Origin of the sequence: Blautia sp. TF10-30, assembly GCF_003481245.1 — a bacterium.
GTDB lineage: Bacteria > Bacillota > Clostridia > Lachnospirales > Lachnospiraceae > Fusicatenibacter > Fusicatenibacter saccharivorans.
Genome location: NZ_QUKM01000008.1, coordinates 20,326 through 40,343 on the forward strand (window position 1 = coordinate 20,326; position 20,018 = coordinate 40,343).

General features: G+C 50.4%; 17 protein-coding genes, 1 pseudogene and 1 riboswitch. Of the genes and pseudogenes, 7 read left to right on the top strand and 11 right to left on the bottom strand.

Features of this window, described 5'->3' with window-relative positions; all coding sequences use genetic code 11:
* Window positions 1-8 precede the first annotated feature (8 nt).
* The 5 genes from lon to DXD02_RS08850 all read right to left on the bottom strand — a co-directional run bounded on the left by lon (window position 9) and on the right by DXD02_RS08850 (window position 6,349).
* The gene (lon, locus tag DXD02_RS08830; protein ID WP_055265745.1) at window positions 9-2,336 is read right to left on the bottom strand and encodes an endopeptidase La; all 2,328 of its coding nucleotides are present in this window, start codon (window positions 2,334-2,336) and stop codon (window positions 9-11) included.
* A gap of 21 nt (window positions 2,337-2,357) precedes the next feature.
* Window positions 2,358-3,653 carry an ATP-dependent Clp protease ATP-binding subunit ClpX gene (gene clpX, locus DXD02_RS08835; protein ID WP_117509624.1) on the bottom strand — a complete coding sequence of 432 codons (1,296 nt, stop codon included), beginning with the start codon at window positions 3,651-3,653 and terminating at the stop codon, window positions 2,358-2,360.
* A 108-nt stretch (window positions 3,654-3,761) separates the two neighbouring features.
* Window positions 3,762-4,343 (bottom strand): ATP-dependent Clp endopeptidase proteolytic subunit ClpP, encoded by a 582-nt coding sequence (clpP, locus tag DXD02_RS08840; protein ID WP_022461349.1) that lies wholly within the window; start codon window positions 4,341-4,343, stop codon window positions 3,762-3,764.
* 24 nt (window positions 4,344-4,367) lie between these two features.
* On the bottom strand, window positions 4,368-5,654 hold the full coding sequence (gene tig / locus DXD02_RS08845) for a trigger factor (protein ID WP_118666742.1): 1,287 nt from the start codon (window positions 5,652-5,654) through the stop codon (window positions 4,368-4,370).
* A 143-nt stretch (window positions 5,655-5,797) separates the two neighbouring features.
* On the bottom strand, window positions 5,798-6,349 hold the full coding sequence (locus DXD02_RS08850) for a DJ-1 family glyoxalase III (RefSeq protein WP_055219893.1): 552 nt from the start codon (window positions 6,347-6,349) through the stop codon (window positions 5,798-5,800).
* Window positions 6,350-6,584: 235 nt separating this feature from the next.
* On the opposite strand from DXD02_RS08850, the gene DXD02_RS08855 reads away from it, so the two are divergent.
* Window positions 6,585-7,040 (top strand): CYTH domain-containing protein, encoded by a 456-nt coding sequence (locus DXD02_RS08855; protein ID WP_022461346.1) that lies wholly within the window; start codon window positions 6,585-6,587, stop codon window positions 7,038-7,040.
* Here the strand turns inward: DXD02_RS08855 and DXD02_RS15435 are convergent.
* From DXD02_RS15435 to DXD02_RS08865, 3 genes are all read right to left on the bottom strand, one after another.
* Window positions 7,035-7,184, bottom strand: coding sequence for a hypothetical protein (locus tag DXD02_RS15435; protein WP_158579586.1), 150 nt, complete (start codon window positions 7,182-7,184; stop codon window positions 7,035-7,037). The two genes, DXD02_RS08855 and DXD02_RS15435, sit on opposite strands and share 6 nt — an antisense overlap.
* 38 nt (window positions 7,185-7,222) lie before the next feature.
* On the bottom strand, window positions 7,223-8,020 hold the full coding sequence (proC, locus tag DXD02_RS08860; RefSeq protein ID WP_022461345.1) for a pyrroline-5-carboxylate reductase: 798 nt from the start codon (window positions 8,018-8,020) through the stop codon (window positions 7,223-7,225).
* Window positions 8,021-8,231: 211 nt separating this feature from the next.
* Window positions 8,232-9,239 carry an ABC transporter substrate-binding protein gene (locus DXD02_RS08865; RefSeq protein WP_117804189.1) on the bottom strand — a complete coding sequence of 336 codons (1,008 nt, stop codon included), beginning with the start codon at window positions 9,237-9,239 and terminating at the stop codon, window positions 8,232-8,234.
* A 383-nt stretch (window positions 9,240-9,622) separates the two neighbouring features.
* Between DXD02_RS08865 and DXD02_RS08870 the strand changes: the two genes are divergently transcribed.
* Both DXD02_RS08870 and DXD02_RS08875 read left to right on the top strand, forming a co-directional pair.
* Window positions 9,623-10,579, top strand: a complete 957-nt coding sequence (locus DXD02_RS08870) for a ketopantoate reductase family protein (RefSeq protein WP_118666743.1) — start codon at window positions 9,623-9,625, stop codon at window positions 10,577-10,579.
* 21 nt (window positions 10,580-10,600) lie between these two features.
* Window positions 10,601-11,578, top strand: a complete 978-nt coding sequence (locus DXD02_RS08875) for a Gfo/Idh/MocA family protein (RefSeq protein WP_118666744.1) — start codon at window positions 10,601-10,603, stop codon at window positions 11,576-11,578.
* A 61-nt stretch (window positions 11,579-11,639) separates the two neighbouring features.
* On the opposite strand, the pseudogene DXD02_RS08880 reads toward DXD02_RS08875, so the two are convergent.
* Window positions 11,640-11,795 (bottom strand): annotated as a pseudogene (locus tag DXD02_RS08880) (response regulator); the annotation flags it as partial.
* A 174-nt stretch (window positions 11,796-11,969) separates the two neighbouring features.
* Window positions 11,970-12,081: riboswitch (TPP riboswitch) on the top strand.
* A gap of 126 nt (window positions 12,082-12,207) precedes the next feature.
* Between DXD02_RS08880 and thiM the strand changes: the two are divergent.
* The 4 genes from thiM to thiC all read left to right on the top strand — a co-directional run bounded on the left by thiM (window position 12,208) and on the right by thiC (window position 15,888).
* A complete protein-coding gene (gene thiM / locus DXD02_RS08885) occupies window positions 12,208-13,029 on the top strand; it encodes a hydroxyethylthiazole kinase (protein WP_022461341.1) in 822 nt (273 codons plus the stop codon).
* On the top strand, window positions 13,016-13,660 hold the full coding sequence (thiE, locus tag DXD02_RS08890) for a thiamine phosphate synthase (RefSeq protein WP_055226936.1): 645 nt from the start codon (window positions 13,016-13,018) through the stop codon (window positions 13,658-13,660). Before thiM ends, thiE begins: the two co-directional genes overlap by 14 nt.
* Before the next feature lie 115 nt (window positions 13,661-13,775).
* Window positions 13,776-14,555 carry a bifunctional hydroxymethylpyrimidine kinase/phosphomethylpyrimidine kinase gene (gene thiD / locus DXD02_RS08895; RefSeq protein WP_117804332.1) on the top strand — a complete coding sequence of 260 codons (780 nt, stop codon included), beginning with the start codon at window positions 13,776-13,778 and terminating at the stop codon, window positions 14,553-14,555.
* Between the two features lie 25 nt (window positions 14,556-14,580).
* Window positions 14,581-15,888 (top strand): phosphomethylpyrimidine synthase ThiC, encoded by a 1,308-nt coding sequence (gene thiC, locus DXD02_RS08900; protein ID WP_022461338.1) that lies wholly within the window; start codon window positions 14,581-14,583, stop codon window positions 15,886-15,888.
* Between the two features lie 78 nt (window positions 15,889-15,966).
* Here thiC and glpK read toward each other — a convergent pair whose 3' ends face one another.
* Entirely contained in the window at window positions 15,967-17,457 is a 1,491-nt protein-coding gene (glpK, locus tag DXD02_RS08905) for a glycerol kinase GlpK (protein ID WP_055219824.1), read from the bottom strand.
* Window positions 17,458-17,594: 137 nt separating this feature from the next.
* Entirely contained in the window at window positions 17,595-19,982 is a 2,388-nt protein-coding gene (locus DXD02_RS08910) for a glycoside hydrolase family 31 protein (RefSeq protein WP_117804193.1), read from the bottom strand.
* Window positions 19,983-20,018: the final 36 nt, after the last annotated feature.

Consider the following 20,018-nt stretch of genomic DNA (forward strand, 5'->3'; position numbering starts at 1 on the left):
TTCTGGCCTTACTTCTTTTCCACAAGTGCCAGTTTTAATACCTGTTCCATGCTGCCGACAAATTCGATCTGCAGTCCGTCTGTGATCTCCGCATCCAGTTCTCTTACATCCGGCTCATTTTTCTCCGGAACGAGAACCATATGGATACCGGCTTTCTTTGCCGCCAGCAGCTTCTCTTTTAAGCCGCCGATCGGAAGCACACGGCCGCGGAGCGTAATCTCTCCGGTCATCGCAACGTCTGCTTTTACCGGAACCTTTGTGATCGCGGAAACCATCGCCGTCGCCATCGTAATACCGGCAGACGGGCCATCTTTTGGAACGGCTCCCTCCGGAATATGAATGTGGATGTCGTGTTTCTCGAAAAATTCTTTCGGAATCTTATACTGCTCTGCCACGGAACGAATAAAGCTGATGCCCGCCTGCGCAGACTCCTTCATCACATCGCCGAGCTGGCCGGTCAGCAGAAACTCTCCTTTTCCCGGCATCACATTGACCTCGATCTGCAGCGTATCGCCGCCGACTGCCGTCCAGGCAAGACCGCGCACAATACCAATCTCCGGTTTTTCGTTGGCCGGCTGGAACTCATACCTCTCTTTTCCGAGGAACTCTTCCAGGTTTTCTTTCGTCACAACAACCTCTTTTACCTGTTCCTCGAGAATCTTTCTCGCACTCTTTCTGCAGATTCTGCCGATCTGGCGCTCCAGGGAGCGGACACCGGCCTCTCTGGTGTAGCCGCTGATCACTTCCATCAGCGCCTCATCCTCGATCACAAGCTGTGCTTCTTTCAGACCGTTCGCCTTCTTCTGCTTCGGAACGAGATGTTCTTTTGCGATATGGAACTTCTCGTTTTCCGTATAGCTTGAAATTTCAATCACTTCCATACGGTCCAGCAACGGACGCGGAATGTTCTGAATATCATTTGCGGTTGCAATAAAGAGCACCTCCGAAAGGTCGATCGGAAGCTCTACGTAATGATCGGCAAATTTATTATTCTGCTCGGAATCGAGGACCTCAAGAAGTGCGGAAGAGGTATCTCCCTTGTAATCTGCACTTACTTTGTCGATCTCGTCGAGCAGCATCAACGGATTTTTCACCTTCGCCTGATGGAGTCCCGCCGCAATGCGTCCCGGCATCGCGCCGATGTAGGTTCTTCTGTGGCCGCGGATCTCCGCCTCATCCCGCACACCGCCGAGACAGATGCGGACGTATTTTTTATTCAGGGCTCGCGCCACGCTTCTCGCAATCGAGGTCTTACCGGTTCCCGGAGGGCCTGCCAGGCAGAGAATCGGGCTCTCGCCTTTCTTCGTCAGGGTGCGTACGGCCAGGAATTCGAGGATTCTCTCTTTTACTTTCGAAAGACCGTAGTGATCTTCCTCCAGAATCTCGCGTGCTCTTGCCAGATCTTGATTGTCACGGGATGCCTTATCCCACGGAAGCCCCAGCAGTGTCTCGATATAGCCGCGGATCACGCCTGCCTCGGACGGATTGTTGGCCGAATTTTCCAGACGGTGAATCTCCTCGGAAATCCGCTCTTTTACCTCTTTGGAGGCTTTGAGCTTCTCAAGCTGCTTCTTATAATTTTCAATCTCGGTCCGGGAATTGTCCTCGCCGAGTTCCTCGCGGATGACTTTAAGCTGCTCGCGCAGAATATAATCACGCTGGTTCTTATCGATCCGCTCTTTGATTTTTCCCTGAATCTCCGAACGGATCTCCTGAATCTGAATCTCGTTGGCGATCATGACGCAGAGCGTATCATACCGCTCGGAAAGCTCCACAGCCTCCAGCAGTTTCTGGCGGTTTACGTAGTCGAGGGGCAGATTCATGCAGATCTGGTCCACCAGCTTTCCAACTTCTTCGGTTCCGAGGATCTGGCCTGCCAGTTCCTTGCTGACTTTCTGCGTCTGCTCGCAGTAGACGGCAAACAGCTCTTTTAAGTTGCGCAGCATTGCCTCCTGCTCGATATCGGAAAACTGCATTTCGTCCGAGCCGGTAAACAGCGCCACCTCGGCGCGGAGATACTCGCTCTCCTCTTCCTCGAAGTTCAGCAGTTCTGCGCGTCTTTCTGCTTCTACGAGAATCCGAAGAACATCCTTTGGCATTCTCACAACCTGTTTGATGACCGCAATTGTTCCAATTTTATACACATCAAGCAGACCCGGTACTTCCGTATCCGGGTCTTTCTGTGTAATCAGGAAAATTTTCTGGTCTCCCAGCATCGCCTCCTCGACCGCACGGACCGATTTAGGTCTGCTGATATCAAAATGTACAATCATATCCGGCAAAATCGTTGTTCCACGCAGCGCAATCGCCGGTAATACTTTTGTCACTTCTTCCATTTAAGTTTCCTCCTGCGTTTTTCAGGCGGTTTCCGGTCTTCCGGATCTTCTTCCCATATTCCGCCGTGGAACAGGGGCCGGTTCGCCGTGAATAATCTCCGGCTCCGCCTTCTTTTCTACAGCGTCCTTGGTGATGACGCATTCTTTTGTCGTATTGTCCGACGGGATCTCATACATCAGATCCATCATCGTATCTTCCATGATTGCGCGGAGACCTCTGGCGCCTGTTTTCCGCTCCAGGGATTTCTTTGCAATCGCTTCGAGTGCATCTTCTTTGAAGTCAAGCTGTACGCCGTCCAGCTCAAACAGCTTCTTGTACTGTTTGACCAGAGAATTCTTCGGCTCAACCAGAATCTTCATCAGGGCCGTCTCATCCAGAGAATTTAACGTAACGACAATCGGCACACGTCCGACAAACTCCGGAATCAGGCCGAACTTGGTCAGATCCTGCGGCATGACCTGACGGAGCAGATCTCCGACATTCTCATCTTTTGCATGGCCGATCGGATTGTTGAATCCGATGGATTTCGTATCCTGTCTCGTCTCGATGATCTTCTCGAGTCCTTCGAATGCACCGCCGCAGATAAAGAGGATATTCGTCGTATCAATCTGAATAAACTCCTGATGCGGATGCTTTCTTCCGCCCTGCGGCGGAACGGAAGCTACAGTTCCCTCCAGGATTTTCAGCAGTGCCTGCTGTACACCCTCGCCGGAAACATCTCGTGTGATCGAAGCGTTTTCGGATTTTCTTGTGATTTTATCGATCTCATCGATGTAGATGATGCCGTGCTCAGCGCGCTCGATATCATAGTCTGCTGCCTGAATGAGGCGGAGCAGAATGTTTTCTACGTCCTCGCCGACATAACCTGCCTCGGTGAGCGCCGTTGCGTCTGCAATTGCAAACGGAACGTTGATCAGTTTGGCCAGTGTCTGTGCCAGATACGTTTTTCCGGAACCGGTCGGTCCGAGCATCAGAATGTTGCTCTTCTGCAGTTCGATGTCGGAGGATGCACCGGAAAGCACTCGTTTGTAATGATTGTAAACAGCAACGGAGAGCACTTTTTTCGCCTCATCCTGTCCGATTACGTAGTCATCCAGAAATGCTTTGATTTCCTTTGGTTTGATCAGGTTGATCTCGTCGGTATCCTGCTCGCCGTACAGATCCTCAAATTCTTCCTGAATGATCTCCGAGCAGATTGCCACGCAGTCATCACAGATGTATGCCCCGTCCGGGCCTGCGATCAGCTTGCGTACCTGGTCTTCTGTCTTTCCGCAGAAAGAGCAGCGGATCTTGGTATCATTCCCTTTTATAGCCATCGTTTTCTTCCTTTCAACATATTACAACTAAACCTTATCGCCGGATAAGGCAAAAGGTGCCACAAAAGCCTCATTGCCGGAACTACGCTTTTGGACACCTTTCCTCTCTTATCGGTTCGTAATTACATTATCAATCAGACCGTATGCTTTTGCTTCCTCTGCGGACATGTAGTTGTCACGCTCGGTATCGATCTCAATCTGTTCCAGCGGTTTTCCTGTATTTGCCGCCAGAATTTCATTTAATTTCCGTTTGGTTTTCAGAATCTGTTCTGCAACGATTTTGATCTCGGTTGCCTGACCCTGTGCACCGCCGGATGGCTGATGAATCATGATTTCAGAGTTTGGCAGAGCCATTCTCTTTCCTTTGGTACCGCCGGCAAGAAGGAATGCTCCCATGCTGGCAGCCATACCGATACAGATCGTGGATACATCACATTTGATGTACTGCATCGTATCGTAGATAGCAAGTCCTGCGCTTACAGAACCTCCCGGGCTGTTGATATACATGTGGATATCTTTTCCCGGATCTTCAGACTCCAGGAACAGAAGCTGTGCAACGATCAGGTTTGCCGATACGTCGGTAACTTCCTCTCCCAGAAAAATAATACGGTCGTTCAGCAGTCTTGAATAAATATCGTAACTTCTCTCTCCCCTGCTTGTCTGCTCGATGACATAAGGTACAAAACTCATTCAATTGCCTCTCTTTCCGAGGTCTTACACCTCTTTTGCGCTGTCGGCCATGAGAGTTACTGCTTCCTGAACAGCGAGATCTTTCTTCATCTGCTCTTTCTCATATTCGCCAACGAGCTCTTTGAATTTATCCAGCTCCATTTTGTACATTTCAGCCATTTTAGCCAGCTCTTCGTCCAGCTTCTCATCGCTGATCTGGATGTTTTCTGCTTCTGCAACTTTCTCAAGTACCAGTCTGCTCTCGATTCTCTTAACAGCCTGCGGTTTCATCTGCTCTTTTAAGGAATCAACGGTAGCGCCTGTAAACTGCATGTACTGCTCCATGGACAGACCCTGGGACTGGATTCTTCTTGCGAAATCGTCAACCATGTTCTCTACCTGCGTATCGATCATAGCTTCCGGAATCTCCATTGTTGCGTTCTCTACTGCTTTATCTACGACAGCGTTCTCTTTTTCTGTCTTAGCCTGCTCTTCTTTTTTCTTGGTCAGGTTGTCTTTGATTTCTTTTTTGTACTCATCCAGAGTATCGAACTCGGAAACGTCTTTTGCGAAGTCGTCATCAAGTGCCGGAAGCTCTTTTGCTTCGATTTTGTGGATGGTGCATTTAAATACTGCTGCTTTTCCAGCAAGCTCTTCTGCCTGATAATCCTCTGGGAAAGTAACGTTTACTTCCTTCTCCTCTTCCAGAGCTACGCCAACGAGCTGCTCTTCGAATCCCGGAATGAAGGAATGGGAGCCAAGGGTCAGCGGATAATCTTTTCCAGCGCCGCCGTCGAACGGAACGCCGTCTACAGAACCTTCGAAGTCAAGTGTAACGGTATCTCCGTCTGCTGCCGGACGATCCTCTACGTTGATGGTTCTTGCATTTTTCTCCTGCTCTTTTTTCAGCTCAGCTTCTACTTCTTCATCTGTAACGGTTGTGTCAGCTTTTGCTACTTCCAGACCTTTGTACTCGCCAAGGGTAACTTCCGGTTTTACTGCTACAGTTGCGGTAAAGATGAAAGCTTTGCCTTTTTCGATCTGCTCTACGTTGATCTCCGGACGGGATACGATGTCCAGTTTGCTCTCTTCTGCTGCTTTGGAATACTCTTCCGGAACAAGGCTGTTTACAGCATCCTCATAGAATACTGCCGGGCCATACATTTTTTCTACCATAGCTCTCGGAACTTTTCCTTTACGGAAGCCCGGAACGCTGATGTTCTTTTTCTGTTTCTGGTAAGCTTTCTCCAGTGCTTTCTCTAATTCTTCAGCCGGAACCTCAATGGTAAGTTTGGCCATATTCTTTTCTAAATTTTCGACCTGTACACTCATTTTATCAATTTCCTCCTTGATTTATCTGAAAAGCGGCAGAAAACCTGCACACCTCTCCATTCTACAGTCATTTATCGAGTATAGCATACTCTTTTCAAAAACGCCAGTGATTTTTTTATATTTCTGTGGTTTTTAGGCTTTTTTTAGCAATGAAATACGATTTTTTCCGCCATTTCTTTTGCTTTGTCCTCTCCCTGCAGAACACGGATCAGCTCCAGTGCGAAGTCAGTGGCTGCTCCCATGCCGCGGCCGGTGGTCACATTTTTGTCGGTGACTGCCGGTACATCGAGTACGTTTGCGCCTGCCAGCTTTTCTTCAAATCCCGGGAAGCAGACAGCGTTTTTATCTTTTAAGATGCCCATCACACCAAGGATGCTCGGCGCTGCGCAGATGGCTGCCAGTTTCTTTCCCTGATCGTCATAGGAACGGATCAGCGCTGCGAGCGTCTCGTTTCCGGCCAGATTTAATGTACCCGGCATTCCGCCCGGAAGTACCAGCATGTCTCCGTCATCAAACTCTCCCTCTTCGATGGTTTCATCTGCAAGAATGGTGATTTTGTGGGATCCTGTTACTTCTTTTCTTCCCATAATAGAAACGGTGCATACGTCTTCTCCGGCTCTGCGCAGCAGATCCACCGGGGTCAGTGCCTCAATCTCTTCACATCCGTCTGCCAGAAATACATAAATCTTTGCCATGGTTTTGTCCTCCTGTGTTGTATGATCAGTCTCGTGTGTTTTGTCACGTGATATTCTCTGCTTTTCTTTGTAACAAACCGCCGCTATTATACCACATTTTTCCGCAGAATGCTTGCATTTCATAAAAATTTCAGGACTTTTTTCGCAAAAAGCCGGATTTCGCTTAACATCACGGGAAAAGCATGGTAAACTCTTGAAAAAAGCAGTGATGCAATCACGAGAAGGAGTCTCTTTTATGGAAATCGAACGCAAATACCTTCTGGATCAGCTTCCGGAAAATCTTACAAGCTATCCATGTAAAAAAATCGAGCAGGGCTATCTTTCCACCGAACCGGTTGTCCGCATCCGCCGCTCTGACGACGAATATTATCTGACCTACAAGTCAAAAGGGCTGATGGTGCGTGAAGAGTATAATCTTCCGCTCACAAAGGAATCCTACCTGCATCTGCGGGAAAAGGCAGACGGCGTTCTCATCTCAAAAACACGCTATCTGCTGCCGCTTACCGGAACGGATCTGACGATCGAGCTCGATGTCTTTGATGCGCCGTATGAAGGCCTTTACCTCGCAGAGGTGGAGTTTCCTGACGAAGCATCCGCAAACGCCTTTGTTCCTCCGGTATGGTTTGGAAAGGATGTAACCTATTCTTCCGATTATCACAACAGTACGCTCAGTAAAGGAAAAAAACTATAAATTACCAGAAAAAAATCCCGGTGCCTTTTCCACGGCTGCCGGGATTTTTCCGCTCGTTTGTTTTTTTACTCTTTTTTGTGCTTGCTTTTTGCTTGTTTTGGTTTGTTTTTTTGTGCATACATTCTTTATTTTTGCTGCTTTCACATTAGCGTCATTCTGTCAAAGCGGCGGTGCTGCTCCTTCTAATCCACTCCCTTTGATTTCCGGATGCAGGCTCGTGTTGCATCAATAACAGCACTTCTCAGGTTCTCCCGCTCCAGTACGGCAACCGCTTCGATGGTGGTTCCGCCTGGCGAGCAGACCATGTCTTTTAATTCTCCCGGGTGCATTCCTGTCTCGAGAAGCATTTTGGCGCTTCCAAGGACAGACTGTGCAGCAAATTCATATGCCTGTTTTCTCGGCATTCCTTCGGCTACGGCCGCATCTGCAAGAGCCTCCAGGAAAAGAAATACGTACGCCGGCGAGCTTCCGCTGACACCTGTGACGGTATCCATCAGATACTCCGGAACAACTTCTGCGCGGCCAAAGCTTTTCAGGAGGGTTAAAACGAGCTGCAGCTCTTCCTCCGTCACGAGATCATTGGCACAGACGCCGGTCATTCCTTCTCCGACGAGTGCTGGTGTGTTTGGCATGGTGCGAATTAACTTTGTTGGTTTTCCGATTTCTGTACCCAGCCATTGTAAAGACTTACCGGGAAGAATCGATACGATAATCTTCTCGGGTGAGATGAAGTTTTTGACGAGGTTTATTATATTTTTTATTTGGTTTGGCTTTACTGCCAGGAATACAAGATCGGATCCGGCTACGACCGCTTCGTTCTCCATAGTCGCCTGGACTCCAAACTGGTTGGTCAAGCGTTCCACACTTTTCTCCGTGCGGACCGATACCAGAATGTCATCTGCAGATACAACTCCTTTTTGGATCATTCCGCCAATCATGGCACTCGCCATGTTGCCGCCGCCGATAAAACCTACTTTCATGTCTGTTCGCCTCCGTATGCCTGTGTTGTAAAAAATATATGCGACACCCATAGTATGCAACAAAATTTACTTTTTTGCAATACTTTTTCTCTATTTTTCTGCTTTTCTTTTGCAATTTTCTTTATTTTTTTCGAATTAAATGTCGCTGTTTGTCGACGAATGTCGAAAAGTGTCTTTTTCTGTCTTTTTTCGCTTTTCTATTCCGCCGGAATCAGCCTTTGGCGGCGGCCTCTTCGGCGTATTTTGTTGTCACGAGTGTCTTGTACGGTGTCTTTTTCTCCAGCTCTCCCGCCTGCTCCAGAATCTCCTGCAGAAGATCAAAACTTTCTTCCTCAAAGATCAGATTTTCTTTCCACGTATCCTGCTCATAGTAGCGGCGCACGATCGCGGTGATGGTTTCCAGCTCGGTTTCTGCAAACTGCGGCGCAATCACTTCTGCAATCTCCTCCGGTGTGTGCGTCTGCACGAAGTCCATTCCCTTCTGCAGTGCCTTCGTGAATTTTTCTACGGTTGCGCCGTGCGTTTTCAGATAACTCTGTTTGACGCTGTACGACGTATACGGCACATACCCGGATTCCGTTCCGACCGATGCCACGACATAGCCGTCGCCCTTCTGCTCGAGCAGTGTCGCGGACGGTTCAAATTCAATCGTATAATCCCCCTGCCCGCCGGAGAACGCGGCAGCTGTGGAACCAAAATCGATGCTCTGGTTGATATTTACGTCTTTTTTATCAATCCCTTTCTGCGCCAGAACATACTCAAAGACCATTTCCGGCATACCGCCTTTTCTTCCCCCTAATACCTCTTTGTTTTTCAATTTCTCCCAGGTAAACGAATTGTCTTTCTCTCTTCCCACAACAAAGTTTCCCGCCCGCTGCGTCAGCTGCGCGAAGTTCACAACCGGGTCTGCGGTTCCCTCGAGGTACGCGTAGACGGTTGCCTCCGCCCCCATAAACCCGATATCCGCTTCGCCGGAAATCATCGCCGTCAGCACTTTATCTGCACCAAATCCTGTTATCAGCGTCAGATCAATGCCCTCGTCCGCAAAATACCCCTCCTCAATTGCCACGTACTGCGGGGCGTAAAAAATGGAGTGGGCAACCTCATTTAATGTCACCTGCTCCACTTTTTCTTTTGTCTCATCTTTTGCCCCGCATCCCGCCAGCGTCACTGCCGCCATTGCCAGTACAAGCGCACCTGTCAGCCATTTTCCTTTCATCAACAGATTCTCCTGTTTTTTCATTCTAACCTTAGAATATGATTTCCCGGTAAAAATGCGTGCAAAAAACGAAGGAGAAATGTTCGAATTTCGTTTCTCCTTCGTTTCTTATTTCTTCTCTTGTTTTTCTTTTGCCTTCTGTTCTTCTTTCGTCCGGATTTTGTCTTCGTACATTTTCAGATCTGCCTCGTGCAGCAGATCGGAGATGGAGGCTTCGGGGTAGTCGCCGGAGAAGGCGAAGCCGCAAGCGTAGTTGATCTGGAATTCGCCGCGGACGCCGTTGGCTTCCTTTTCCGAAATTTTCTATTTTGAAAAACAAATTGAGGATCTCCGCAAAATTTGTTATAGTAAGGGTAATTCAAATAGTTACAAAGGAGGCTATTATGATAATAAAATCAGTTGCTGTTCTGGGCGCCGGAGCGGTTGGGTCTTATGTAATCTGGGGGCTTTCGGAGAAAAAGGACATCCGGCTTGGCGTTATCGCGTCCGGGGAACGGGCGAAGCGTCTGAAAAACAAAGGATGCAAAATTAACGATACGGTTTATCACCCGGAGGTATGGACACCGGAAGAGGCACACGGCGTGGATTTTCTGATCGTCTCGCTCAAATACGGCGCACTGCCGGGGGCTCTTGACAATATTACTGCCGTTACCGGCGAGAATACTGTGATCATGAGTCTGATGAACGGCGTGGACAGTGAGGAGATCATCGCGGAAAAAGTCGGTGCGGAGCATCTGCTTCATGCTGTTATCAAAGTAGCTTCTCATAAAGAGAATGACGGCTACGTTTTCAACCCTGAGGCGACGCTCGGCATCATTTTCGGCGAAGTTTCGGCGCCGTACGACAGTGAGCGTGTGCAGGCTGTTCTGGATCTGTTCTCCGGCACAGGGCTGCATTACCGGGCAACCGATTGTATTTTAGAGGAACTATGGAGCAAATTCCGGCTGAATGTCTGCAATAACCTGCCGCAGGCTATTCTCGGTGCCGGGGTCGGCTGCTACCGCGACAGTGTGCATATGAAGGCGATCAGCGACGGACTCCGCGCAGAACTGATGGCGATTGCGGAGGCAAAGGGAATTGATATCAGCAAGGCGGATGTCTCCTCGGGACGCGGAAGTGCGGTTCCGCCGACGGCGCGCTACTCGACGCTCCAGGATCTCGATGCGGGACGCCATACGGAAATTGATATGTTCTCGGGTGCGCTGATCCGCATGGGAAAAGAGCTGGGAATTCCAACGCCTTACAATGAATTTACGTACCATATGATCAAAGCACTGGAAGAGAAAAACGACAGACGGTTTGACTACAGCGGAAGCGAAGAACCGCTCTGGGCAAAATAGATACGATAGGAGAATCTCACGATGAAAGAAATCAAATGGGCTGTACTCGGATGCGGTGTGATTGCAAATGAAATGGCGGTCGCACTGCAGAAAAACGGAAAGAATATTTACGCGGTCGGCAACCGGACCCATGAGAAGGCGGCTGCTTTTGCGGAGAAATATGGAATTGGAAAAGTTTACGATGATTTCCATGAGATGTTTACCGATCCGGAGGTCGATGTCATTTATATCACGACGCCGCACAACACGCATCTTGGCTTTATGAAAGAGGCGATTGCCAATGGAAAACACATTCTCGTTGAGAAATCGATTACGCTGAACAGTGACGAGCTCGACGAGGCCATAGCGCTTGCAAAAGAAAAAGATGTCATCATCGGAGAGGCAATGACGATTTACCATATGCCGATCTACAAAGAGCTGAAAAAATTTCTCGACTCCGGCCGTCTCGGCAGAGTCAATCTGATCACGATGAACTTCGGCAGTTTCAAAGAGTACAACATGAAGAACCGCTTCTTCAACCGGAATCTCGCAGGCGGCGCGATGCTTGATATCGGCGTATACGCACTCTCCTTCATCCGCTGGTTCTTCGACTCCAAGCCGGATCAGCTCCTTTCCCAGGTAAAGCCCGCTCCGACCGGTGTGGACGAGCAGGCCGGCCTCCTTCTCACCAATCAGGAAGGACAGATGGCAAGTGTGATGCTCTCTCTCCACTCCAAACAGCCGAAACGCGGCATGGTTTCCTGTGAGAACGGATTTATCGAGATCATGGAGTACCCGCGTGCCTGGGAAGCAAAAATCACAGACGCTTCCACCGGCGAATCCGAAATCATCAAAGCCGGTGAAAACGCCGATGCACTCGCCTATGAGCTCGCCGACATGGAACGCGCCATCAATGGAGATGCATCTGCCATGCACCTCGACTACACGAAGGACGTCATGGATCTGATGACCTCCTTCCGCAGAACCTGGGGCTATACGTACCCGGAGGAAGAAAAATAAGATTCGCACATCAAAAGCCCCTGCCCGGCACACATCAGATGCCGGGCAGGGGCACTTCTTTTCACCTACAATACTCTGCAATTTTCTTTTTCAGTAATTCCGCATCAATCGGCTTTGCGATATGCACGTTCATGCCGGCCTCTTTTGCGGCCTGCCGGTCTTCAACAAAGGCGTTGGCGCTCATGGCGAAAATCGGAATGGAGGCGGCATCATCACGTCCATGACTTCCACGCATATTTTATACTTCATTTTACGCTGATATTATTTTCTCTTTCAACCCAAATAACATTACATTTCCAATATTTTGCATGTCTTTTTTATTTTTCTGAATTTTTTTAAAATCTTCCGTTTTTCTCTTGCACAATTGTTTTTATGCGTATATAATTGTCTGCAGAAAGCAAAGGGGAGCTCGCGTGCGAAGCGGGCTGAGAGTAGGATGCATCTCCTAGACCCTGAACCTGATTTGGGTAATGCCAACGTAGGGAGATACGATATGCACATTTTCTGCAGATATACCTCCACGTATATCTGCTTTTTTAATCTCTATGAACACATCATCAACAGGTTCTTCCAGTACCACAAGGGAATTTGCTTCTGCAAAAATACTCACACAGGAGGAACAAAAAATTATGTTAGGCACTTGTCTTGACAATGTCAGAAAAACAACCCCTCTCGTACACAACATCACAAATTACGTTACAGTAAACGATGTCGCCAATATTCTGCTGGCATGCGGCGCAAGCCCGATCATGTCCGATGAACCGGAGGATGTCGAGGATATCACCTCCATCTGCGGCGGTCTGAACATCAACATCGGAACGCTGCACAGAACGAGCATCGACGGCATGTACCGTGCCGGTGCAAAAGCAGCTTCGCTCGGCCACAAAATCCTGCTCGATCCAGTCGGCGCAGGCGCAAGCCACTTACGTACTTCGACCGCAGTCGGACTGATGGAAAAAATCCCGTTCACCGTCATCCGCGGAAATATTTCCGAAATCAAAACACTGGCACTCGGAAGCGGAACGACAAAGGGTGTTGACGCAGACGTTGCCGATAAAGTAACAGACGAAAACCTCGACAGCGCCGTTGCTTTTGCAAAAAACTTTGCGAAAGACCACAACTGTGTTGTCGCCATCACAGGAGCGATCGACCTCGTTGCCGATGCTGACACCTGCTACGTGATCCGCAACGGACGCGCCGAGATGGGAAGCATCACCGGAACAGGCTGCCAGCTCTCCGGCATGATGACCGCTTACCTCGTTGCCAACCCGGACGAGCCGTTAAAAGCCGCTGCTGCCGCTGTCTGCGCGATGGGACTTGCCGGCGAGATCGGCTGGAGCCATATGAAACCGGAAGACGGCAACTCCACCTACCGGAACCGCATCATCGACGCCATCTACCACATGGACGGCGAGACGCTGGAGAAAGGTGCAAAGTATGAAGTGCGATAAAAAAGGCCTGCTTTTATATGCTGTGACAGACCGCAGCTGGCTGAACGGCGAGACACTGTACAGCCAGGTGGAAAAGGCTCTGCAGGGCGGCGCAACGTTTATCCAGCTCCGCGAAAAAAATCTTGACCAGGATCACTTTATGGAAGAGGCACTGGAACTGAAAAAACTCTGTGCCGCATACCATGTTCCTTTCGTCATCAACGATAACGTGGAAATCGCAGCTAAGATGGATGCGGACGGCGTTCATGTCGGCCAGAGCGATATGGAGGCCGGCGATGTCCGTGCAAAGCTTGGCCCGGACAAGATCATCGGCGTTTCGGCACAGACCGTGGAACAGGCCATTCTCGCCGAGCAGCGCGGGGCAGATTACCTCGGCGTCGGCGCAGTCTTCCACACCGGTTCCAAGGCGGATGCGGAGGATGTCAGCCACGAAACGCTGACTGCTATCTGCAATGCCGTTAAAATCCCTGTCATCGCCATCGGCGGCATCACACGCGATAACGTGACGGAGCTTTCCGGCAGCGGCATCTGCGGCATCGCCGTCATCAGTGCCATTTTTGCACAGAAAGACATTGTTTCCGCAACGAAGGATCTGAAAGAACAGACTCTGCGCATGCTGGAAAACAAATAATTTTACGTAACCATTCATCCTCACACCAGGCGGCAGACTGGGGGCACCACTTTCTTTGTCGCCTGTCCAAAAAGAAAAGTAATGCAAAGGAGTAATTCTCATGGACGCGAAAAACATGAAAACAGCATTAACAATCGCGGGAAGTGATTCCAGCGGAGGCGCCGGCATTCAGGCAGACATCAAAACCATGATCACAAACGGAGTTTACGCCATGTCGGCAATTACCGCACTCACCGCCCAGAACACCACCGGAGTTTCCGGTATTTTCGATGTAACACCGGAGTTTCTGGCCGCACAGCTTGACGCCGTCTTTACGGACATCTTCCCGGACGCCGTCAAAATCGGTATGGTATCCTCCCCGGCACTGATCGAAGTCATCTCCGAACGGCTTCGCTTCTACCAGGCCAAACACATCGTTGTGGACCCGGTCCTCGTCGCTACAAGCGGTTCCGCGCTCGCTTCGGGCGGCGTGCCTGACCTGATGAAAAAACTGCTCTTTCCTCTGGCCGAAGTCATCACACCGAATATCCCAGAGGGAGAAGTTCTCTCCGGCATCAAAATCCAGTCGGAAAGCGATATGGAACGCGCCGCAAAAGAGATCGGGGATTCCTGCGGCTGTGCCGTTCTATTAAAGGGCGGCCACAGTATCAATGATGCCAACGATCTTTTATATCACAACGGCACATTTACCTGGTTCACCGGAAAACGCATCGACAATTCGAACACACACGGCACCGGCTGTACACTCTCCAGCGCCATCGCATCGGGGCTCGCAAAGGGGCTTTCCCTTCCGGATGCCATTTCCGCCGCAAAAGAGTATATTTCGGGCGCACTCGCGAGCATGATGGATCTCGGCCACGGCTCGGGACCGCTGAACCACGCTTACCGGATCTGATTTTGAAAATAAAGGAGAACAACAGATGGAACGCAATTACGCAACACAGATGGACGCCGCACGCCGCGGCATTGTAACACCGGAGCTGAAAAAAGTCGCAGAAAAAGAGTATATGGCCGTGGAAGACCTGATGCCGCTCGTTGCCAGCGGAAAGGTTGCCATTCCGGCCAATAAGCTGCACACCTGCATCGACCCGGAGGGCATCGGCTCGATGCTGCGCACGAAAATCAATGTAAATCTCGGTGTTTCGAAAGACTGTAAAGATTACGATGTGGAGATGCAGAAGGTACTCTCCGCGGTCAATATGGGCGCAGAAGCCATCATGGACCTGTCGAGCCACGGCAATACGCAGCCGTTCCGGCGGAAACTGACCTCCGAATGTCCGGCCATGATCGGCACCGTGCCGGTATATGACAGTGTGATCCATTACCAGAGAGACCTGGATACGCTGACCGCCAAAGATTTTATTGACGTCATCCGCCTCCATGCCGAGGACGGTGTCGATTTCGTCACCCTGCACTGCGGCATCACCAGAAAAACCATCGATCAGATCCGCAAACACAAACGGAAAATGAATATTGTTTCCCGCGGCGGCTCCCTCGTGTTCGCTTGGATGTGCATGACCGGCGAGGAGAATCCGTTCTACGAGTATTACGATGAGATTCTCGATATCTGCCGTGAATACGATGTGACCATTTCTCTCGGCGACGCCTGCCGTCCTGGCTGCCTTGCCGACGCAACGGATGTCTGCCAGATTGAGGAGCTGGTGCGCCTCGGCGAACTCACCAAACGTGCCTGGGAAAAAGACGTTCAGGTTATGGTTGAGGGACCGGGCCACGTTCCGATGGATCAGATTGCGGCCAACATGAAAGTACAGCAGACCATCTGCATGGGCGCTCCGTTCTATGTCCTCGGCCCTCTTGTGACCGATATTGCACCGGGCTACGACCACATCACCGCTGCCATCGGAGGCGCGATTGCGGCCATGAACGGCGCTGCTTTCCTGTGCTACGTAACGCCGGCAGAGCATCTGGCTCTTCCGAACCTGGATGATGTAAAACAGGGCATCATCGCAAGCAAAATCGCCGCACACGCTGCCGACATCGCCAAAGGTGTTCCGCATGCGCGTGATATTGACGACAAGATGGGCGATGCCCGCCGCGTGCTCGACTGGGAAGCACAGTGGGACTGCGCACTGGACCCGGAGACTGCAAAAGCCATCCGTGCTGACCGCTCGCCGGAACAGGAAGATACCTGCTCGATGTGCGGTAAATTCTGTGCCGTGCGAAGCATGAACAAAGCTTTAAACGGCGAACACATCGACATTCTTTAACATCAGTACATACCTTACGCGAAAAGGAACGGTTTTCATTACGAAGCCGTTCCTTTTCTGCATTTCCAAAATCTTTTTCTATTTCGCCCATCCTTCGGCGTAACGGACTGCTTTGTGCCATCCGTTCATCTTCTCATCGCGCTCCTCTTTCGAGAGCTCCGGCTCAAACGTACGGTCAATGGCTCCGTTCTGTTTTACTGTCTCCTGATCCGGCCAGTAGCCGACGGCGAGTCCCGCAAGATAAGCTGCTCCCATCGCGGTCGTCTCGATGCAGCATGGCCGCTCCACCGGCGCCTGGCTGATGTCCGCCTGGCACTGCATCAGGAAATTGTTGGCGCTTGCTCCGCCGTCCACACGCAGTGCAGAGAGCTTCATGCCGGAATCTGCCTCCATCGCTTTTAAGACATCATCCACCTGATACGTGATCGACTCCAGTGTTGCGCGGATCACATGGTATTTGTTGACGCCGCGGGTCAGGCCGAGAATGGTTCCTCTCGCATACTGATCCCAGTACGGTGCGCCAAGGCCGGTAAACGCCGGCACGACGTAGCAGCCGTTCGTGTCGTTCACCTTCTGCGCCATGTACTCGGAATCCGCCGAGGACTCGATCAGCTTCATCTCATCGCGCAGCCACTGGATTGCGGCTCCGCCGACGAAAATGGATCCCTCGAGCGCATACGTAATCTTGTCCCCGATGCCCCATGCAATCGTGGTAACAAGACCGTGTGTCGAAGAAACCGGCTTTTCTCCCGTGTTCATCAGCAGGAAGCAGCCTGTTCCGTATGTATTTTTCGCTTCGCCCGGCGCATAGCAGGTCTGGCCGAACAGCGCCGCCTGCTGGTCTCCCGCTGCTCCCGCAATCGGAATCGGGCCGCCGAAATATGTGGATGCCGTCTCCCCGTAGACACAGCTCGACGGGCGGACTTCCGGCAGCATACAGAGCGGAATGTTCAGCTCTTTTAAGATATCCTCATCCCATTTCAGGGTATGGATATTGAACAGCATTGTACGGGACGCGTTGGTGTAATCGGTGACATGTACCTTTCCCTTTGTCATCTTCCAGATCAGCCACGTCTCCACCGTTCCGAAATAGAGATCGCCTCGCTCCGCCCGCTCGCGCACGCCCGGAACTTCATCTAGAATCCATTTCAGCTTCGTGGCTGAAAAATACGCATCGATCACAAGACCTGTTTTCTCCCGGAAACGGTCAACCAGTCCGCGCTCCATCAGGGAATCGCAGTATTCCGATGTTCTGCGGCACTGCCATACAATTGCATTGTAGACCGGCTCTCCCGTCTTTTTGTCCCAGACGATCGTCGTCTCTCTCTGGTTTGTGATGCCGATTGCCGCAATATCCTCGTAGGACGCGCCCGCTTTCTGCATTGCCTCCACGGCTACACCGAGCATCGTGGACCAGATTTCATTGGCATCGTGCTCCACCCAGCCCGGTTTCGGGAAACGCTGGGTAAACTCCTTCTGCGCAAGGCTTACGATCTGTCCTTTCTGATCAAACAGAATACAGCGGTTGCTCGTTGTGCCGGCATCAAGTGCCATGATGTATTTTCCCACGTTTAAAAATCCTCCTGTCTCACATTTCAAGAAGAGAGCCTGACAGAATCCACTGCCACGCTCTCTTCCTTTTCTTTGTATGTATCGTATCACAGAATTCTTTTTCTGTAAATCAAATCGTGTTTTTCTGCAGCAATTTATGCCGTAATGATCTCCAGCAACGCACCGCGCAGATCATTTGAAAGTTCCATGCTCTGCAGCTCTGCAGCCAGAATTGCTACCTTTCCGTCTGCTTTGTGAAGAAGATTTGCGATCTGCTCTTTGGTGATGTAGCTGATTTCGGCGTGCAGCAGCAGATCCATCGCACGTGTCATGACATCGTTCTTTGCAATCTCCGTATCTTCCGGCAGACAGATTGTCACAGTATCCTGCGGTTTTACATCTGTTACCGCGATCGTAAGAAGTCCGTCTTTCTCTTTGACTTCTGCATCCGCTTCCACGCCGTTTACAAAGACCTTCGCCTCTTTTGCCGTACTTCCGCCGAATTCTACGCAGTACATTCTGCTTTCCGGAACGAGGCTCTGATTGCCCTCAACCGGTGCAATCGTAAATTTCCGCGCACCCCAGTCGAGCGTCATCGATGTTTTTGCACAGTCATCCTTCTCATATGCCATGGTAGTATTGTCATCCTCGTACAGGGCAAATGTATTGTCCGCGCCCGCATAAACGCGTACCGTCAGCTCATCCGGGTTGGATTCTACATCCAGCGCACTGATCTTCTCTGTCATCGGGATAATCGCACCTGCTTTCGCAAGAACCGGGATCTCCTCGAGCGTACGGTACAGATCCATACTTCTGCCACCCTCGTAAATCATTCCGTTGAAGAAATCAAACCACGTACCTTCCGGCAGCCACACCTTTGTTTTTGCACGCTTCAGCTCCGGAATGCATTTCGTTGTCACCGGTGTTACCATCAGCTCGCTTCCGAAGAAGTACTGATTCGGTGCCTGATTTTTGCCCCAGAAAACCGTCTCCGGGTAATCATAATACATCGGAACAACGATCGGTGTGTCTTCTTTCCATGCACGGTAGTTCATCGTGTACAGATACGGTACGAGTTTATGACGCAGACGAAGGAAATCATCCATTGTGCTGCGCACTTCCATACTGAAGTTCCAAGGCTCTTTTCCACTGAAGGCACTGTTAGAACTGTGCAGACGGTTGATCGGAGAAAAGACTCCGTACTGATACCATCTTGCTTCAAGCTCATCGTCACGGTAGCCGAGCATATGGCCGCCGATATCATGACTCCACCATCCGTAGCCGATGTTGGAGGCTGTGCTGGTAAAGTATGGCTGGAAATCCAGGGATTCCCAGGTGATATGGGTGTCTCCGGAAAATCCGACCGGATAGCGGTGGGAGCCCGGTCCTGCATAGCGGGAGAAGGTCATCGGACGTTTTCCGTCTCTTCCACTGTCAAGAAAATGATAGTGATTCAGCATCCACAGCGGATCAAGACCCTCGATCTTGGTACTTTGTCCCTGCTGCCAGTCAATCCACCAGAAATCGACGCCCTCTTTTTCCATCGGATGATGAACTTTGTCGAAATATACATCAACAAATTTCGGATCCGCAATGTCAAAATTGACCGGCTCTTCTTTTTTTGCATCCACTCCCATAGCTTCTGCTACTTCCGGATAGCAGTCCTCATACGCACGAATTCCGTCTGCAGGATGGACGTTCAGTGTTGTCTTCATGCCACGTGCATGGAGTTTTCCAAGAAAACGCTCCGGATCCGGGAAGAGTTTTTTATTCCAGCTATAGCCGGTCCAGCCGCTGCCGTATTTCGGATCCACATCGTCTACACGGTGCCAGTCCATATCGATAACAGCAACCGAGAAGGGAACGTTCTCTTTGTCAAAGTCTTCCATCAGTTTCATATAGGATGTTTCACTGTAACGCCAGTAACGGCTCCACCAGTTTCCAAGCGCAAACCTCGGAAGCATCGGTGTCTTGCCACAAAGGTGGTAGAAATCCTTTAATGCCAAACGGAAATTCCAGCCATAGCCGAAGAAGTACAGATCCTGCACTCCTTTCTTTCTCGGGGTCACCCAACCGTCCTCTGTCATCAGAAGCGACTTCGAATCATCCAGAACAGCGGAACCAAACCAGGACATGATACCAGGTTCCAGTTCGCATGCTCCGTTGACCTGATCAAGCGTACGGGCCGTTCCTCCAAGATCCTGTGTCGGATCTCCGTAATGCCATGCCGGTACAGAACTGATGCCGACTGCCGTTGTTTTGCAGGAAAGTCCGTTTGCAGAGAATGCCTTTTTGTTGTAATTCAGCTGCAGATACTTTGTACGCAGCTCCAGCTCATCGCCTGTGTCTTTGACGGAAAATTCCACTGCTGGAAAATCACGGTTTACAACCGTCTGGGATGCCGCATCGATAAATTCACCGTCCTCACTGTATTCCAGCCGAAGAAGATGCTCCGTCAGCACCGTGATACGATATTTATCGCCCTTTACTACATTCTTCGGATCTGCAAGCGGATGTGTCTCCATTTTCAGATATGATTTCATGTTTTATTTTCCCCTTTCTTACTCTTACCGGTTTTT

Bases quoted from the DNA above. Each gene is read 5' to 3' on its own strand.
- lon (WP_055265745.1), bottom strand. From the start codon at position 2,336: ATGGAAGAAGTGACAAAAGTATTACCGGCGATTGCGCTGCGTGGAACA.
- clpX (WP_117509624.1), bottom strand. From the start codon at position 3,653: ATGGCTATAAAAGGGAATGATACCAAGATCCGCTGCTCTTTCTGCGGA.
- clpP (WP_022461349.1), bottom strand. From the start codon at position 4,343: ATGAGTTTTGTACCTTATGTCATCGAGCAGACAAGCAGGGGAGAGAGA.
- tig (WP_118666742.1), bottom strand. From the start codon at position 5,654: ATGAGTGTACAGGTCGAAAATTTAGAAAAGAATATGGCCAAACTTACC.
- DXD02_RS08850 (WP_055219893.1), bottom strand. From the start codon at position 6,349: ATGGCAAAGATTTATGTATTTCTGGCAGACGGATGTGAAGAGATTGAG.
- DXD02_RS08855 (WP_022461346.1), top strand. From the start codon at position 6,585: ATGGAAATCGAACGCAAATACCTTCTGGATCAGCTTCCGGAAAATCTT.
- proC (WP_022461345.1), bottom strand. From the start codon at position 8,020: ATGAAAGTAGGTTTTATCGGCGGCGGCAACATGGCGAGTGCCATGATT.
- DXD02_RS08865 (WP_117804189.1), bottom strand. From the start codon at position 9,239: ATGAAAGGAAAATGGCTGACAGGTGCGCTTGTACTGGCAATGGCGGCA.
- DXD02_RS08870 (WP_118666743.1), top strand. From the start codon at position 9,623: ATGATAATAAAATCAGTTGCTGTTCTGGGCGCCGGAGCGGTTGGGTCT.
- DXD02_RS08875 (WP_118666744.1), top strand. From the start codon at position 10,601: ATGAAAGAAATCAAATGGGCTGTACTCGGATGCGGTGTGATTGCAAAT.
- thiM (WP_022461341.1), top strand. From the start codon at position 12,208: ATGTTAGGCACTTGTCTTGACAATGTCAGAAAAACAACCCCTCTCGTA.
- thiE (WP_055226936.1), top strand. From the start codon at position 13,016: ATGAAGTGCGATAAAAAAGGCCTGCTTTTATATGCTGTGACAGACCGC.
- thiD (WP_117804332.1), top strand. From the start codon at position 13,776: ATGAAAACAGCATTAACAATCGCGGGAAGTGATTCCAGCGGAGGCGCC.
- thiC (WP_022461338.1), top strand. From the start codon at position 14,581: ATGGAACGCAATTACGCAACACAGATGGACGCCGCACGCCGCGGCATT.
- DXD02_RS08910 (WP_117804193.1), bottom strand. From the start codon at position 19,982: ATGAAATCATATCTGAAAATGGAGACACATCCGCTTGCAGATCCGAAG.